Source organism: Stenotrophomonas maltophilia group sp. msm4, assembly GCF_032025605.1.
GTDB classification, from domain to species: domain Bacteria; phylum Pseudomonadota; class Gammaproteobacteria; order Xanthomonadales; family Xanthomonadaceae; genus Stenotrophomonas; species Stenotrophomonas sepilia.
Genome location: NZ_JAVSKK010000001.1, coordinates 546,850 through 560,265, shown reverse-complemented (window position 1 = coordinate 560,265; position 13,416 = coordinate 546,850). Strand labels below are relative to the sequence as shown.

Sequence of the window (13,416 nt, the reverse complement as noted above, 5' to 3'; positions counted from 1 at the left end):
GAAACGACGAAGCCGGGTTGCCCCGGCCTCGTCTGGTGTCACGCGCAGCGGGCCGTCAGTGCGATTCGGCCGGGCCCGCGATCGGCGGCAGCGGACGGGCGTCGCCGCCCTTGTCGTTGCCACCATCCTTGTTCGACTTGCTCCAGCCGGCCGGCGGCGGCGGATCGCGGCCTTCCATGATGGCGTCGATCTGCGGCGCGTCGATCGTCTCGTACTGCAGCAGCAGCTGGGACATCGCGTGCAGCTTGTCCAGGTTGGCCGTCATCAGCTCGGTGGTGCGCGCGTAGGCTTCGTCGAGGATCTTGCGCACTTCCTCATCGATGCGACGCGCGGTGTCGTTGGACACGCTCTTGTGCTGGGTGACCGATCGGCCCAGGAACACCTCGTCATCCTCTTCGCCATAGGCGATCGGGCCGAGCTGGTCGGACAGGCCCCACTTGGTGACCATGTTGCGGGCCATCTTGGTGGCGCGTTCGATGTCGTTGGAAGCGCCCGTGGTGACCTTGTCGGCACCGAAGATCAGCTCCTCGGCCACACGACCACCGTACAGCGAGCACAGCTGCGACTTGATCGCCACGCGGTTCATCGAATACTTGTCGCCCTCCGGCAGGTACATGGTCACGCCCAGCGCACGGCCGCGCGGGATGATCGTGACCTTGTAGACCGGGTCGTGCTCGGGCACCAGGCGGCCGACAATGGCGTGGCCGGCTTCGTGGTAGGCGGTCAGGGTCTTCTCTTCTTCGCTCATGGCCATCGAGCGGCGCTCGGCACCCATCAGGATCTTGTCGCGGGCACGGTCGAAGTGGTCCATGCGGACTTCCTTCTCGTTGCCACGCGCGGCGAACAGGGCCGCCTCGTTGCACAGGTTGGCCAGATCAGCACCGGAGAAGCCCGGGGTACCCCGCGCGATCACCATCGGCTCGACATCGTCGGCGAGCGGCAGCTTGCGCATGTGGACCTTCAGGATGTGCTCGCGACCCTTCACGTCCGGCAGGCCAACCACGACCTGGCGGTCGAAGCGACCCGGGCGCAGCAGCGCCGGGTCCAGCACGTCCGGACGGTTGGTGGCGGCGATCACGATCACGCCTTCACCGCCCTCGAAACCGTCCATTTCGACCAGCAGCTGGTTCAGGGTCTGCTCGCGCTCGTCATGGCCACCGCCCAGGCCGGCGCCACGGTGACGACCGACGGCGTCGATTTCGTCGATGAAGATGATGCACGGGGCATGCTTCTTGGCCTGCTCGAACATGTCGCGCACGCGGCTGGCGCCGACGCCGACGAACATTTCCACGAAGTCCGAACCGGAAATCGAGAAGAACGGCACCTTGGCTTCGCCGGCAATGGCCTTGGCCAGCAGCGTCTTGCCGGTACCCGGCGGCCCGACCATCAGCACGCCGCGCGGAATCTTGCCACCGAGCTTGGTGAACTTGGACGGGTCGCGCAGGAAGTCGACCAGCTCGCCCACTTCTTCCTTGGCCTCATCGCAGCCGGCGACGTCGGCGAAGGTGACCTTGATCTGGTCTTCGCCCTGCAGCTTGGCGCGCGACTTGCCGAAGGACATCGCGCCCTTGGCACCGCCGCCCCCGCCCTGCATCTGCCGCATGATGAACAACCAGAAGCCGATGATCAGGATGACCGGCAGGAAATTCATCAGGATCGCGCCCAGGGAGATGCCGCTGGACGGCTCCTCCTGCACGATCTCCACGTTCTTGGTGCGCAGCACGTTGATCAGGTCGCGATCGAACGGTGCGGTGATGGTGGATGTCTGCCCGCCGCGGGTGGTGTAGGTCAGCTGGCTGGTGCCGCCGCGCATGTCGCCGCCGAAGGCGACCTTCTGCACGTTGCCGCTGTCCACCTGGTCCAGGAACTGCGAGTACGACGCACCCTGCGCGCCGGCTCCGGAGGACTTCGGCGAGAAGCTCTGGAAGACCACCATCAGCACGACGGCGACGACCACCCATAGCAGGAGGTTCTTGGTCAAGTCGTTCATCCTCATTGGCTCCGGTGTTCCTCTCAGTGCTGGCGTTGCGTGGGGGTCGAACTTGCGTACATTGCGAGCTTACTTCATGTGGGCGCGTTTTCCCTGACCCAAGGCGTACACCTCGGGAGAGCGCTTGCGCGAGGCTTCCGGCTTGCGGATGGAGACCTTGTCGTACCGGCGGCGCATGTCGCGCACGTAGTCGTCAAAGCCCTCGCCCTGGAACAGCTTGATCAGGAACGCCCCACCGGTCTTGAGGTGGTTGTCGGCAAAATCCAGGGCCAGCTCCGCCAGATGCATCATCCGCGGCTGGTCGACCGCGCCCACACCACTCTTATTGGGGGCCATGTCCGACAGCACAAGGTCTACCGGCTGGTCCCCGAGCATGGCTTCAAACTGCGATAGGACGGCTTCTTCCCTGAAGTCACCATGAAGGAACTCCACGCCGGCCAGCGGCGGCATGTCCAGGATATCCAGGGCCAGCACCCGGCCGGTATCGCCGATCTGTCTCCGCACCTGTTGAGACCAGCCGCCCGGGGCCGCGCCGAGGTCGACCACCACCATGTGCGGCTTCAGCAACCGGTCACGTTCCAGCAGCTCTTCGAGCTTGTAGGCGGCACGCGAGCGCATGCCTTCGGCCTGGGCCTTCTTCACGAAGGGGTCGGAGAAGTGTTCCTTGAGCCAGCGCTGGCTGCTTTTGCTGCGGGTAGCCATTGAAAATAGGGGCTGATGGGGTCCTCATGATACCCTGATCGCCCCATTCAACCGTCTTTTCCTGCATGTCCATCGCCCTGACCGCCTCCCAGACCCGTTTCCTGCGCGGCCAAGCCCACGACCTGAAGGCCCTGCTGCAGACCGGCGGCAAGGGTGTGACCCCGGCCTTCATTGCTGAGCTGAACGAAGTGCTGGAGCGCCACGAGCTGGTCAAGGTGAAGGTCGCTGCCGAAGACCGCGAGGCCCGTGACGTGATGATCGGCGAGATCGTCGAAGCCACCGAAAGCGCGCTGGTGCAGCGCATCGGCCACGTCGCCGTGCTGTACCGCCCGAGCAGGGAACAGCGCCAGATCGTGCTGCCGCGCGGCTGATCGCCCTACCGTCATGCAGCTGAACCACGAACCGCCCGACTACGCCTACAGCCTGCGCGCCGCCGATGGCCGCTCGGCCAAGGTCAATGACCAGGTGCTGGACGGCAGCTTCTTCCTGACCCCGGACCAGCTGGTCGCGCATTGGCCGGTGGCGAGTGCCGCTGCGTTGCAGCTGGCGGACCTCGAGCCGATCCTGGCGCTGAATCCGGCGCTGATCGTGCTGGGTACCGGTGACCGCCAGGTGTTCCCGCCGGCGGTGGTAATGGCCGCCTGCCTGTCCCGCGGCATCGGCCTGGAAGTGATGAACAATCCGGCTGCTGCACGCACCTTCAACATCCTGGCCGGCGAAGGCCGCAAGGTTGCGGCTGCTTTCATCCTGGAAGGCTGAGTTCTCGAGCCACCGGCGCCTCCGGCCGCTAGCGGCCTGAAGGCGCGCAGCGGAGTGCCGAGAACTCCTGGAGCCGGCCGATCAGGTGGCCGCCCTGCCCCCATCGGATATCCATGACCTTCCAGTCGCGGTCCTGCCGCTGCAGCAGGACCCGGTCGGTCCAGCGATAGTCGCCCACTGCCATGTCGACGCGGACCCAGGTCGCGTCACCCCTCGATTCGGGCATTCCCACCGCTACCGTGTCCGGTCGATCCGGCGCCAGCAGATACGGACTCTGGTCGAGCATGTGCGGTTTCTCATCGTGCGCGGCCAACGCGGTACAGGCCCGCTCGTAAGCATGCTGCGCATCGACCGCTGAGCGCAGTGCATCGCCCAGCAGCGAAGAAATGGCCGTTTCGTTCGACGTCGGCGCCTGGATGGCGTCGTAGAGACGGGTGACCACGTCACGTGGATCGCTGGCGGCGGTCGCCAAAGGCGCGACGATGAGCAGCACGAAAAGGGCTGTTGGTCGAGACATGCGGCACCGGATCGGGGGGGGCTGGTTCCGTTGAAGCATGCCGCTTCCCTGGCTTGCCGGGAAGCTTGAGATGCGCCACTGAAGATCGCAGATGGCCACTCGCGGCGGCCAGCGTACAGCGAGTCGAGCATGGTTCGACTCTACAGGTCAGGAACGCCAGGCATGGCCCGGCATTCCCTGTTCCAACCGCGTCACCGTGCCGGCAGGTACTGCTGCGGATCGACCGGCTTGCCGTTGTAGCGAATCTCGAAGTGGACCATGTCGCGGTTCGCACCGGTGCGGCCCATTTCGGCGATCTGCTCGCCAGCCTTCACGCTCTGCCCTTCATTCACCAGGCGCTTGCGGTTGTGACCATAGGCGGACAGCCACTGGTCGCTGTGCTTGATGATGATCAGTTCGCCGTAGCCGACCAGGCCGGCACCGGAGTACACCACCACACCGTTGGCGGTTGCCTTGACCGGCTGGCCGCTGGTGCCGGCGATGTCCACGCCCTGCTTGGTCGCGTCACCGGCCACGTAGCGGCCGACGATCGCGCCATCGGCTGGCCAGCGCCAGGCGATGTTGCTCTTCACCGGCCCGACCGGCGCCGGGGCCGGCGCGGTGCTGCCGCCACTGCTGCCAGCCGAACGCGGCGGGGTGACCACCGTGGTCGGCGCACGGCCGCTGGTGGCCCCCTGCGGATACAGGCGGATCACCTGGCCGGGGTAGATGGTCGACGGGTTGTCCAGACGATTCCAGGCAATCAGGTCGGCCGGGGTGATGTCATGGATGCGGGCCAGCGCATAGATGGTGTCGCCCTTGCGCACCACCACGGTCTGCCCAGGCTTGGGTACCGAGGTCTTCGGCGTGGTCACGCCACCAGCATTGCCGCCGCCCGGGCGGACCACGGTGGCGGTACCGCAAGCGGCCAGTGTGGAAACCAGCAACGCCAGCGCGCCGATGCGCACTCCCTTGCTCAGACGATCAGGATTCATGCGAACTTCGACCTCCATACAAGCCAGGCGATCAGCACCACCACCAGCACGGTGGCGATCCAGCCCAGCGGTTCAATCCAGCGACGCAGCGCCGCTTCGGCACGCGCACCACCGATACGGATGACCGCGGCCAGCACGAACACGCGCTTGCCACGACCGATCAACATGCTCAACAGGTACTGCGGCATCGGTACGCCGACGATACCCGATGCCCACGTGAAGACCTTCATCGGGATCGGCATGAAGCCGCCCAGCACCAGGAAGGTGAACACCGCCCACGGTGATTCGGCCATCTTCGCCTGCACGGTGGTGATGCCCTGCTCGATCGCTGGAAGCATGCCCAGCGCCTCGAACACTGGCTTGATCGCCTCGAAAGCGTAATGACCCAGCGCGTAACCCACCAGCGCGCCGACCATCGAGCCCGCCAGGCTGAGGGTGGCGAACCACCAGCCACGCTTGGGCTGGGCCACGCACATCGGTGCCAGCATCACTTCCGGCATCACCGGGAAGATGATCGCTTCAAAGAAACTCAATACCGTCAGATAGGTCGGCGCGCGTTCGTGCGCCGCCCACTTCATCGCCCGCTCGTACAGCGGCCCGAAAATCTTCATGCAACCCTGCTCCGTGGATTAGTCGAGCATGCCAGACAGCAGCGGCACGAACGTGACCGGCGCCAGCACGCGTTGTTCGATGCTGCCATCGGGCTTGCGGTCCAGCTGCACCAGCGACTGTCCGCCCGGGCCACCCACCGGCGCCACCAGGCGCCCCCCTTCAGCCAGCTGCCCGACCAGTTCATCGACCAGTGCAGGCGCCGCGGCGGTGACCACGATGGCATCGAACGGACCGTGCTCGGCCCATCCGGCGCGACCGTCGTCATGCTTGGTGCGGATGTTCATGCCCAGTGCGCGGAAGCGCTTGCGTGCCTGCCGCAACAGGTCACCGATTCGCTCCACGGTGTAGACCTCCAGGCCCAGCGCGCCCAGGATGGCGGCCTGGTAGCCCGAGCCGGTGCCGACTTCCAGCACGCGCTTCGGCGCGACCTGGAGCACTGCCTCGGTCATCCGGGCGACCACCCAGGGCTGCGAGATGGTCTGGCCATGGCCAATCGGCAGCGCGGTGTCCTCATAGGCACGCGAGGCCAGTGCTTCATCGATGAACAGGTGGCGCGGCACTACCCGGATTGCGTTCAAGGTGGACTCGTCGACGATGCCAGCTTCGCGCAGGCGATCGACCAGACGGTCACGCACGCGCTGCGAGGTCATGCCGATGCCGACAGCTTCCGGCTGCAGTCGCAGGCGTGGACTCATGCCGGCCGGTCCAGCGCGGCGCTGAGGCCACCCACCCAGCTGGCCACTTTCTCCAGCGCCTGGTAGCGGGTCAGGTCCACCTGGATCGGGGTGATCGAGATGTGGCCGGTACGCACCGCGTGGAAGTCGGTGCCCGGGCCGGAGTCCTGCTCGCGCCCGGCCGGGCCGATCCAGTACACCTCGTTGCCGCGCGGATCCTTCTGCGCGATGCAGCCTTCGGCACGATGGCGGTTGCCGAGGCGGGTGACCTCGAAGCCCTTGACCTCGCTCCACGGCAGATCCGGCACGTTGACGTTGAGGATGGTGTCGGCCGGCAGCGGATCGGCCTTGAGCCGGGCCACGATCTCCACTGCGGCACGCGCGGCGGTGTCGAAGTGCTTCGGATCGTGGTTGCGGGTGACCAGCGAGACCGCCACCGCCGGCAGGCCGAGGAAGCGGCCTTCCATCGCCGCCGAGACGGTGCCGGAATAGATCACGTCGTCGCCGAGGTTGGCGGCGTTGTTGATGCCTGACACGACGATGTCCGGCTCGAATTCAAGCAGGCCGGTCAGCGCCAGATGCACGCAGTCGGTCGGCGTGCCCGCCACCGAGACGGTGTAATGGTCGATGCGCTTGAGCCGGATCGGCAGGTCCAGGGTCAGCGAGTTGCTGGCACCGGAGCGATCGCGGTCAGGCGCGACCACCGTGACTTCGTGTCCGGCCTCGCGCAGGACCGAAGCAAGCATCCGGATGCCTGCGGCGTCGACACCATCGTCATTACTGACCAGGATTCGCATCTTCGATTTAACCGCTTGATTTTCCAAGAATTCGATTCCGTCACCGTGCAGTGTGGGCGGGACCGTCGTACTCCCCTGCGGAAGCCGTCGACCCTGCAAGGGCATCGTCTATTGTGCCGCATGCGAGCCGCCGGTCCTACCCTGCCGGCGGTCACGACCGACATCGAGCCGTCATAGGCAGACCCGCGCCGGCGGTTTACCCTGTGCGCATGTCGCACCCTGAAGACGAAGATCCGGCCGCGCTGTTCCGTGCGGCCATCGGTGAAGTGACGCCGCTGCGCAAGGATGCCGAACCGGCGCCTGCTGCGCCCCGGCCGAAGCCGCGCGCACGCATGGCCGAACGCGACGACGCCGAAGCCGCGGGCGAGTTCGCCCGGCTGCTGCGCGACAGTACGCCGCTGGAAGCGGGCGACGTGGCCAGCTACCGCCGCGACAACCTGCCACCGCGCCTGTTCCAGCGTCTCAAGCGCGGCCAGTATTCGGTGCAGGATGAGCTGGACCTGCACGGCGCCACCGCCGCGCAGGCGGAAACCCTGCTGCGCCAGTTCCTGCTGGAAGCGCATGCACACGAGTATGGCTGCGTGCGCATCATCCACGGCAAGGGCCTGCAATCCGATGGCGGTGCACCGGTGCTGAAGAACCTGGTCGATCGTCTGCTGCGGCTGCGCAACGACGTGCTGGCGTTTCATTCGGCGCCGGCCGGGCAAGGCGGCACCGGCGCGGTGCTGGTGCTGCTGGCACGGCGTTGAGAAACAGGGACGGAGGGAATCAAGTCGTTTGTGCCACAAACGACTTGATTCCCTCCGTCCCCTTTTTCTATCAGGCCTGCGCGGCGTCTTCGACGGGGCCGAGTTCGTGCAGCACGGCGGTGGCGTAGCAGCCCGGCGGCAACGCGAACGAGAGTTCCAGTACATCACTGGCCAGCCACTGATGCTGCAGCAATGCCGGGCGCAGGCGCAGCGCGCGGCGCTCCTGCTTCAGCCGTGCGTCTTCCAGGCCAGCGCGCAGCGCCTTCGATTCCTCGTCGTCCAGCGCGGCCAGCTCCAGCTCACGTGCAGCGTCGGCGCTGCGCAGCTCGCCTTCGCCCCACAGCGGAGCGCTGGGATGGATGTCGAAACGCGCCAGGCGCTCGGCCAGCACGTCGGTGTAGGGTTCGGGGCCGAACACGCTGCGGCTGCCATCGAGCATCCACACTTCACCGTCCAGCGGTTGATCCCAGTTGCCCTGCTCCACGCGCGCGGCGAGCACACGATTGAACAGCGCCGAGCGGGCGGCTGACAGCAGCAGCGAACGCTGGTCCTTGCGCATGCGGCGGCCACCGAACATCGCCAATGCCGCCGGCACGTTGCCGCCGTCGCGGCCGAAGCGCTGCTCGCCAAACCAGTTCGGCAAGCCGCGCCCGGCGATCTGCTGCAGGCGCTCGCTGATCGCCGCAGCATCGCCCTGCACCTCGCGCAGCACCAGCCTGAAGCGGTTGCCGGCCAGTGCACCACGCTGCAGCTTGCGGTTGTGCCAGGTCGCTTCGAGCACTTCGATCTCGTCACTGGCCAGCTCGGCCAGGTCCGGCGCGATGCGCTTGGGCAGGTGCACGCTGAAACGCTGGGTGGTGACCGCATGGCGATCCTTCATGCCTGCGTAGCTCACCGCCATTTCCGGCAGGCCCGCCCACTTGGCCAGCAGCTTGGCCACATGCACGGTGTTGGCGCCGCGCTTGCGGATGTGCAGCAGCAGGTGCTCGCCTTCACCGGTGGCCTCGAACGCCGGCAGTTCATCCACCTGGAAATCGTCCGGCGTGGTGCGGATGCGCGCCGTCAACAGCGGCGCACCAAACGCCAACGGCAGCGGGATCATGCCGCCACCAGCAACACGACCGCCTGCGCGGCGATGCCTTCACTGCGGCCGGTGAAGCCCAGCTTCTCCGAGGTGGTGGCCTTGACGCTGACCGCGTCCAGCGGCAGCTGCAGCAACCCACCAATGCGCTCACGCATGGCCAGCGCATGCGGGCCAACCTTCGGCCGCTCGCAGATCACGGTGATGTCGGTGTTGCCAACGCGCCAGCCACGCTCGCGCAGCAGGCTGTCGCAATGGCGCACGAAATCGCTGCTGTCGGCGCCCTTCCAGCGATCATCGCTCGGCGGGAAATGCTGGCCGATGTCGCCCAGTGCCAACGCACCGAGCATCGCATCGCACAAGGCGTGCAGGATCACGTCACCGTCGCTGTGCGCCAGCACGCCGCAGCTGTGCGGCACGTTCACCCCGCCGAGCATGATGTGATCGCCTTCACCGAAGGCATGGACGTCGTAACCCTGGCCGATACGGACGGGCGGGAACGGTGCGGTGCTCATGGATGCAGCCCTTGCAGCAGGGCCGCGCAGGCAGTCAGCCGGCGCGGCGGGAAAGTACGAATTCGAACCGGTCCAGATCGGCCGGGGTGGTGACCTTGAAGTTGTCCTCGCTGCCTTCCACCAGCAGCGGGCGCTGGCCCTGGCGCTCCATGGCCATGGCCTCGTCGGTGACTTCGACACCGGCAGCGGCGGCGTCAGACAGCGCGCGGCTGAGCTGGTGGCGGCGGAACAGCTGTGGTGTCAGCGCACGCCACAGCCGCTCGCGCGGTTCGGTGCCATCGATGCCACCGTCGTCGCCCGCACGCTTGAGGGTGTCGCGCACCGGTGCGGCCAGGATCGCCCCGACCGGATCGGCACGCCCGACTTCAAGCAGGCGGCCAAGATCAGCCAGCGACAGGTTGGGTCGCGCGGCGTCGTGGACCAGCACGAATTCGTCGGCGCGCACCGAGTCCGGCAGTGCCTGCAGCCCGGCCAGCACCGAGGCGGCACGGGTCGCGCCACCGATGCAGGTCAGTACCGGTTTGCCGGCCCATTCGCTCCAGCCCGGCCAGTCGCCATCGTCCTGGCCGATCACCACCATTGCGCCAGCCACGGCCGGATGCGCCAGCAGCGCGTCCAGGGTATGGGCGAGCAGGATCTGCCCGCCCGCCTGCAGGTACTGCTTGGGCAGCGGCGCACCAAAGCGGGCGCCACGGCCGGCAGCCGGAACCACCACCCAGATCGCCGCGCTCATGGCACGTCCGCCGGGTGATCGCCGGCCTGGACAGTGACGCCTGCAGCGGGCTGCGCCGGACGGACCGGCGCATCCTCGACCACGCGGTAGAACTTCTCGCCGGGTTTGATCATGCCCAGCTCGCTGCGCGCGCGTTCCTCGATGGCGGACTGGCCTTCCTTGAGGTCCTTCACTTCAGCGGCCAGCGCGTCGTTGCGCTGCTGCAGGCCCTCATTGTCCCGCTCCTGGTTGGCGACCTGGGCTTCGAGCATCATCACTTCACCCGAATTGCCCGGACCGAACCAGAAGCGGTACTGCAGCCAGCCCAGCAACAGGGCCAGCACCAGCAGCATCCAGCGCCAGTCGCGCATCGGCTCAGCGCTTCAGCGAAACGAACGCGTCACGACCGGCGTAACGCGCGCCGGCGCCGAGGGCTTCCTCGATGCGCAGCAGCTGGTTGTACTTGGCCACGCGATCGCTGCGGCACAGCGAGCCGGTCTTGATCTGGGTGGCGGTGGTGGCCACCGCGATATCGGCGATGGTGGTGTCTTCGGTTTCGCCCGAGCGGTGCGAGACCACGGCGGCATAGCCGGCGCGGTCGGCCATGGCGATCGCTTCCAGGGTTTCGCTGAGGGTGCCGATCTGGTTGACCTTGATCAGGATCGCGTTGGCGGTGCCCGAGTCGATGCCTTCCTGGAAGATCTTCGGGTTGGTCACGAACAGGTCGTCACCGACCAGCTGCACTTTCTTGCCGATGCGGTCGGTCAGCAGCTTCCAGCCCGCCCAGTCGTTCTCGGCCAGGCCGTCTTCGATCGTGATGATCGGGTACTGCGCGGCCCAGTCGGCGAGGAAGTCGACGAACTGTTCGGAGGTCAGGCGCTTGTTCTCGCCGACCAGGTTGTACTTGCTGTTCTCGAAGAACTCACTGGAGGCCACGTCCAGGCCCAGCAGCACGTCTTCACCAGCGGTGTAGCCAGCCTTGCCGATCGCTTCGAGGATGGTGTCCAGCGCTTCGACGTTGCTGCGGAAGTCCGGCGCGAAGCCGCCTTCGTCGCCCACCGCCGTGCTCAGGCCGTGGCCCTTCAGCACCGACTTCAGCGAATGGAAGATTTCGGTACCAGCGCGCAATGCTTCGGAGAACGAGGTGAAGCCCACCGGCAGCACCATGAACTCCTGGAAGTCGACGTTGTTGTCGGCATGCGCACCGCCATTGATGATGTTCATCATCGGCACCGGCAGCGACGGCGCCACGCCTGTCCGGGCGGCCAGGTACTGCCACAGCGCCTGCTTGCTGGATGCGGCGGCGGCGTGCGCGGCGGCCATCGAAACACCCAGCAGCGCGTTGGCACCCAGCCGCCCCTTGTTCTCGGTGCCGTCCAGATCGATCAGGCGACGGTCGAGGCCGGCCTGGTCGGTGGCTTCGAAGCCCTTCAGCGCGGCGGCAATCGTGGTGTTGACGTTGTCCACGGCCTTGCGCACGCCCTTGCCCAGGTAACGGGTCTTGTCGCCGTCACGCAGCTCGACCGCTTCCTTGGTACCGGTCGAGGCGCCGGAGGGAACCGCGGCGCGACCGAACGAACCGTCCTCCAGGATGACTTCGGCTTCCAGCGTGGGATTGCCACGGCTGTCGAGGATTTCACGGGCGTGGATGCTGCGGATCGTACTCATGGTCGGGCCGGTTACCTGTCTGGAGAGGGGGCGACAAAACGAATGCCGCGTGATTATCCCCGGCTGCCTGCCACTTGCCAAATGGCGCAGGCGCCGTCAGGCCAGAGTGGCCCCGATCACCATCAGGATCAACGACACAGGCCACCGGCAATGGCGGCCAATACGCCGCCGCGGCGGCAACGCCAGGCCATCACCATCGCCACCAGGCTGCCAACAAAGGACAGCACGAGCATGGTCAGTGCAGCCAGGATCCAGTACTGCATGGCCTGCATGCCATGGCTGCCATCCCCGGGCGAACCGAAACTGGCGGCGAAGGCGAATACAGCTGCCATCAGGCCGGCCCAGGCAAGAACAGCCAGCGCCAGCGCGATCAGGCCCCAGGGCCGATCACGGGTTGCCAGGGTCGCATTCATCAGAACAGCCCGTAGAACAGGGCACCAAGCCACAGCGACAGCAGGACGATCGCCAACCCGGCGGCCACCTTGCCACGGTTCAGGCGCCAGGCCAGTACGGCGGCAGCGACGCACCCCACGGCGCCGACCAGCTCTGCCACCAGCAGCGCAATGAAGTACGCCCGAAGATCGGGCGCGCTGCTGCCATCACCCGGTGGCCGCACCGATGCAGCACCGATCAGCACCAGGCAGAACATGCCCACGGTGAACACCACGGACAGCCCCAGCGCGAGCAGACCCCACGGCCACTGTCTCCAGTGCCGGCGGTGACGCTGGGTTTCCAGCGCCATCCACGGGTCACGACTCACGCGAAGCGCGAGAAACCGTGCTTCTTGGTCACCGCGTCGAGTTCCATCAGGGTCTCGAGCAGGGCCTCCATCTGGTCCAGCGGCCACGCGTTGGGACCATCGGACAGCGCCTTGGACGGGTCCGGATGAGTCTCGGCGAACAGGCCGGAGATGCCCACCGCCACGGCGGCACGGGCCAGCACCGGCACGTGCTCACGCTGGCCACCGGAACTGGTGCCCTGCCCGCCCGGCAGCTGCACCGAATGGGTGGCGTCGAACACCACCGGGCAACCGGTCTCGCGCATCACCGCCAGCGAACGCATGTCGCTGACCAGGTTGTTGTAGCCGAAGCTGGCACCGCGCTCGCAGACCATGATCTGCTCGTTGCCGGTGGCCTTGGCCTTCTCCACGACCGGCTTCATGTCCCACGGCGCCAGGAACTGGCCCTTCTTGATGTTGACCGGCTTGCCGGCCGAGCACACTTTGCGGATGAAGTCGGTCTGGCGGACCAGGAAGGCCGGGGTCTGCAGCACATCCACCACCGAGGCCACTTCATCCATCGGAGTGTACTCGTGGACGTCGGTCAGCACCGGCACGCCGATCTGCTTCCTGACCTCGGCCAGGACCTTCAGGCCCTCTTCCATGCCCGGGCCGCGGAAGGCGGTACCCGAAGTGCGGTTGGCCTTGTCGAAGCTGGACTTGAAGATGAAGTTGACGCCGAGCTTGTCGGTAATCTCCTTCAGCTTGCCGGCGGTATCGAGCTGCAGCTGCATCGACTCGATCACGCAGGGGCCGGCGATCAGGAACAGGGGCTGGTCCAGCCCGACCTCGAATCCACACAGTTTCATGGCGTTTCCTTGTTGTCCGCAGCACCGGCCGGGCCGGTGCGCTGGGGGTTGAAGCATGCAGGATGGGGGCCGAAGCCCC

Annotated in this window: 17 protein-coding genes and 1 pseudogene; 3 read left to right on the top strand and 15 right to left on the bottom strand. The window is 66.6% G+C overall.

Translation table 11 applies throughout. From position 1 onward, the window contains the following. Positions 1 to 55: 55 nt before the first annotated feature. Positions 56 to 1,990, bottom strand: a complete 1,935-nt coding sequence (gene ftsH, locus ROV93_RS02695) for an ATP-dependent zinc metalloprotease FtsH (protein WP_005416038.1) — start codon at positions 1,988 to 1,990, stop codon at positions 56 to 58. Positions 1,991 to 2,059: 69 nt separating this feature from the next. Next, positions 2,060 to 2,692: a 23S rRNA (uridine(2552)-2'-O)-methyltransferase RlmE gene (gene rlmE, locus ROV93_RS02690; RefSeq protein WP_005409014.1), complete on the bottom strand. Its 633-nt coding sequence runs from the start codon at positions 2,690 to 2,692 to the stop codon at positions 2,060 to 2,062. A gap of 65 nt (positions 2,693 to 2,757) precedes the next feature. Here rlmE and yhbY point away from each other — a divergent pair, with 65 nt between their 5' ends. Both yhbY and ROV93_RS02680 read left to right on the top strand, forming a co-directional pair. Then, entirely contained in the window at positions 2,758 to 3,063 is a 306-nt protein-coding gene (gene yhbY / locus ROV93_RS02685; RefSeq protein ID WP_019658872.1) for a ribosome assembly RNA-binding protein YhbY, read from the top strand. Positions 3,064 to 3,076: 13 nt separating this feature from the next. Further along, positions 3,077 to 3,451, top strand: coding sequence for an Mth938-like domain-containing protein (locus ROV93_RS02680; RefSeq protein ID WP_061480160.1), 375 nt, complete (start codon positions 3,077 to 3,079; stop codon positions 3,449 to 3,451). A gap of 28 nt (positions 3,452 to 3,479) precedes the next feature. On the opposite strand, the gene ROV93_RS02675 is transcribed toward ROV93_RS02680, so the two are convergent. The 5 genes from ROV93_RS02675 to surE form a co-directional block, all read right to left on the bottom strand. Then, the gene (locus ROV93_RS02675) at positions 3,480 to 3,968 is read right to left on the bottom strand and encodes a hypothetical protein (RefSeq protein WP_072166688.1); all 489 of its coding nucleotides are present in this window, start codon (positions 3,966 to 3,968) and stop codon (positions 3,480 to 3,482) included. 191 nt (positions 3,969 to 4,159) lie between these two features. Then, positions 4,160 to 4,942, bottom strand: coding sequence for a peptidoglycan DD-metalloendopeptidase family protein (locus tag ROV93_RS02670; protein ID WP_005416034.1), 783 nt, complete (start codon positions 4,940 to 4,942; stop codon positions 4,160 to 4,162). Then, complete coding sequence (locus tag ROV93_RS02665) at positions 4,939 to 5,553, bottom strand: YqaA family protein (protein ID WP_005416033.1); 615 nt, start codon at positions 5,551 to 5,553, stop codon at positions 4,939 to 4,941. The genes ROV93_RS02670 and ROV93_RS02665 overlap by 4 nt, the downstream gene beginning before the upstream one ends. 18 nt (positions 5,554 to 5,571) lie before the next feature. Next, a complete protein-coding gene (locus ROV93_RS02660; RefSeq protein ID WP_005416032.1) occupies positions 5,572 to 6,249 on the bottom strand; it encodes a protein-L-isoaspartate(D-aspartate) O-methyltransferase in 678 nt (225 codons plus the stop codon). Next, positions 6,246 to 7,025 carry a 5'/3'-nucleotidase SurE gene (gene surE, locus ROV93_RS02655; RefSeq protein ID WP_005416031.1) on the bottom strand — a complete coding sequence of 260 codons (780 nt, stop codon included), beginning with the start codon at positions 7,023 to 7,025 and terminating at the stop codon, positions 6,246 to 6,248. Before surE ends, ROV93_RS02660 begins: the two co-directional genes overlap by 4 nt. A 209-nt stretch (positions 7,026 to 7,234) precedes the next feature. Here surE and ROV93_RS02650 point away from each other — a divergent pair, with 209 nt between their 5' ends. Next, positions 7,235 to 7,774, top strand: a complete 540-nt coding sequence (locus tag ROV93_RS02650) for a Smr/MutS family protein (RefSeq protein WP_072166690.1) — start codon at positions 7,235 to 7,237, stop codon at positions 7,772 to 7,774. A gap of 70 nt (positions 7,775 to 7,844) precedes the next feature. On the opposite strand, the gene truD is transcribed toward ROV93_RS02650, so the two are convergent. The 8 genes and pseudogenes from truD to kdsA all read right to left on the bottom strand — a co-directional run bounded on the left by truD (position 7,845) and on the right by kdsA (position 13,337). Continuing rightward, a complete protein-coding gene (truD, locus tag ROV93_RS02645) occupies positions 7,845 to 8,876 on the bottom strand; it encodes a tRNA pseudouridine(13) synthase TruD (protein ID WP_072166692.1) in 1,032 nt (343 codons plus the stop codon). Then, positions 8,873 to 9,370: a 2-C-methyl-D-erythritol 2,4-cyclodiphosphate synthase gene (gene ispF / locus ROV93_RS02640; RefSeq protein ID WP_061480165.1), complete on the bottom strand. Its 498-nt coding sequence runs from the start codon at positions 9,368 to 9,370 to the stop codon at positions 8,873 to 8,875. Before ispF ends, truD begins: the two co-directional genes overlap by 4 nt. 34 nt (positions 9,371 to 9,404) lie before the next feature. Next, positions 9,405 to 10,103: a 2-C-methyl-D-erythritol 4-phosphate cytidylyltransferase gene (ispD, locus tag ROV93_RS02635; protein WP_005416029.1), complete on the bottom strand. Its 699-nt coding sequence runs from the start codon at positions 10,101 to 10,103 to the stop codon at positions 9,405 to 9,407. Further along, complete coding sequence (ftsB, locus tag ROV93_RS02630; protein WP_005416028.1) at positions 10,100 to 10,453, bottom strand: cell division protein FtsB; 354 nt, start codon at positions 10,451 to 10,453, stop codon at positions 10,100 to 10,102. The genes ispD and ftsB overlap by 4 nt, the downstream gene beginning before the upstream one ends. A 4-nt stretch (positions 10,454 to 10,457) precedes the next feature. Further along, positions 10,458 to 11,750, bottom strand: a complete 1,293-nt coding sequence (eno, locus tag ROV93_RS02625) for a phosphopyruvate hydratase (RefSeq protein WP_072166694.1) — start codon at positions 11,748 to 11,750, stop codon at positions 10,458 to 10,460. 96 nt (positions 11,751 to 11,846) lie between these two features. Beyond that, positions 11,847 to 12,163: pseudogene (locus ROV93_RS02620) on the bottom strand (hypothetical protein). Beyond that, the gene (locus ROV93_RS02615; protein WP_072166696.1) at positions 12,163 to 12,510 is read right to left on the bottom strand and encodes a hypothetical protein; all 348 of its coding nucleotides are present in this window, start codon (positions 12,508 to 12,510) and stop codon (positions 12,163 to 12,165) included. The pseudogene ROV93_RS02620 and the gene ROV93_RS02615 overlap by 1 nt, the downstream one beginning before the upstream one ends. Further along, the gene (kdsA, locus tag ROV93_RS02610; protein WP_049412800.1) at positions 12,507 to 13,337 is read right to left on the bottom strand and encodes a 3-deoxy-8-phosphooctulonate synthase; all 831 of its coding nucleotides are present in this window, start codon (positions 13,335 to 13,337) and stop codon (positions 12,507 to 12,509) included. Before kdsA ends, ROV93_RS02615 begins: the two co-directional genes overlap by 4 nt. Positions 13,338 to 13,416: the final 79 nt, after the last annotated feature.